Origin of the sequence: Paraburkholderia guartelaensis (assembly GCF_004353905.1) — a bacterium.
GTDB lineage: Bacteria > Pseudomonadota > Gammaproteobacteria > Burkholderiales > Burkholderiaceae > Paraburkholderia > Paraburkholderia guartelaensis.
In genome coordinates this window covers 1-1,758 of the sequence record NZ_SMOD01000138.1, presented here as the reverse complement: position 1 = coordinate 1,758, position 1,758 = coordinate 1, and the positions used below count along the sequence as shown (strand labels likewise).

Annotated in this window: 4 protein-coding genes; all 4 read left to right on the top strand. The window is 57.0% G+C overall.

Annotated elements, in window-relative coordinates; all coding sequences use genetic code 11:
• Nucleotides 1–317: 317 nt before the first annotated feature.
• Nucleotides 318–752 (top strand): hypothetical protein, encoded by a 435-nt coding sequence (locus tag E1N52_RS43575; protein ID WP_133191244.1) that lies wholly within the window; start codon nucleotides 318–320, stop codon nucleotides 750–752.
• 64 nt (nucleotides 753–816) lie between these two features.
• Complete coding sequence (locus E1N52_RS43570) at nucleotides 817–1,083, top strand: hypothetical protein (protein WP_133191242.1); 267 nt, start codon at nucleotides 817–819, stop codon at nucleotides 1,081–1,083.
• Nucleotides 1,080–1,379, top strand: a complete 300-nt coding sequence (locus E1N52_RS43565) for a hypothetical protein (RefSeq protein WP_133191240.1) — start codon at nucleotides 1,080–1,082, stop codon at nucleotides 1,377–1,379. The genes E1N52_RS43570 and E1N52_RS43565 overlap by 4 nt, the downstream gene beginning before the upstream one ends.
• A gap of 173 nt (nucleotides 1,380–1,552) precedes the next feature.
• The coding region (locus tag E1N52_RS43560) for a transposase (protein WP_133191065.1) at nucleotides 1,553–1,758 on the top strand (206 nt) is incomplete at its 3' end.

The following is a 1,758-nucleotide window of genomic DNA, read 5'->3' as shown; positions in this document are numbered from 1 at the left end:
AGCCATGCAACATGACCGCACCCATCGCATCGTTGCAGACGGCATTGCCCGAAAGAAAGCGTTCGAGGAATTCCAGCTCTTCGTCAGTCAACGGATTGTTGAGTTCGGGATCAGGATGATCGAATTTCATGGTATGTCCGTGGGGTATGCGGCAACCGCAATGCAGTTCACCCGCTTCGCCATTGCCGCCGACGTTCAGCGCGACGCCGCGCCTCCGGGAAGCCTCTCCGGCCAGTGTCACAGTCCCTGCATTTTATCCGAGGCGCGATGCACAGACCGGACGCCGGGCGACACGCGATGAAAGGAGGAAGCGCAAAATGTCGACGATGAACCCCACAGCGAAGCGGAACACCCAACGGCCAATGACCTGCGCGAGTACGGTGCAGGGCCAGCGCCTGCCCGTGATCGACATCACTGACCCGCGTTTCGCCCTGCCAGCCGATTCCGACGCCATCACGGCGCTCTTCGCATCGTACGTAGCCGACGAACGGCGCAGAGCCAGGATTCCGACTTTTGTCACGCGCCTGATATTGGCGCTCGTATCCCGGCGCGCACCGCTGCTCCGATCTGTCGTCAGCGCCAGGAGTGGCTTTCTCGACGGGCTGGGCACTTACCTGCTGAAACTCGGCCCGGACAATCTACCGCCCCCATTCAAGTCACACGCGTTGATTGTCCGCGTTATTCATCTAGCAGTTCAGCAAGCTGTTGCCTATAAACAAGCGTACGCGGAAGGGAAGGTGAGGCACGGCTAGCGACGCGCGCAAGCCGTAAACTGGCAGACGAGCGCGGCAATCACGGCCGTGGAAAGGAGGGTGGATGTCGAAAGAAGAAAAGTCGGCATTTGAGGAAGCCGATCTCGGCTTGTGTGCGGTGGAAAAGGTAATCAAGCTGCTCAAGCCCTTGTTCGGCATAGCAATTCCAGATTTCAAGGAAGCCGCCCGCGGCTTCGAAGAATCTGCAAAAGGATACTCGACGCCAATGAAAGCCTTGCTCGGTGGATTACAAAGTTCAGGGACTTCGATTTCACCGATCCGAAGGCTGATAAAAAGTTTAGGAAACTGGCGGCAAAATACAAAGCGTTGAAGACCGGCCGAGAGTACCAAAAACTAAGGTTCGGCTGCGGCAAGATCGGCGAGGTGTACCACACACATGTACGGGGCAAGTTAAAGGATCTATTCGGTGGCACGAAACTGGGCGAAGCGGAGAAAATCTTCGACCAACTCGCCACTGCGGACGTGAAAGACTACGGCGAAAAATTAAGCGTGGCGGATGTCGCTGACAAACTCGGCATTCCAGATGCATGCGGCCGAACGTCATGCGAAGGCAATTCGCCGCTGCGTTCGCGAACTACAGAAGAACGGGTTGACGGCGCTCGATAAGCGGCTTGATGAGATCGTTAGTTGGTAACTGTTTAAGATTGCGCATCGCCGGTGCTATAAACGGTGCGCCCCTTCGCCTACGCTAAGAGACGGTTTCAAAAAGAGTTCATAGGGGCTGTTAACCCGTAACGCAACCTGTTAACCTCGATCGTCGTATCAACAGGATCGAGGAGATGGGCAAACCAATCATCGACGACGAACTGTGGGCACTGATCGAGCCGCTGCTACCACCAGCGAAGCCACGGCGCTTCAAGCATCCGGGCCGCAAACCGGTACCGGATCGGGCTGCGCTGACCGGCATCTTGTTCGTGCTGAAGACCGGTATCCGCTGGCGAGATTTGCCAGCGGAGATGGGGTGCGGCTCCGGCGTCAGTTGTTG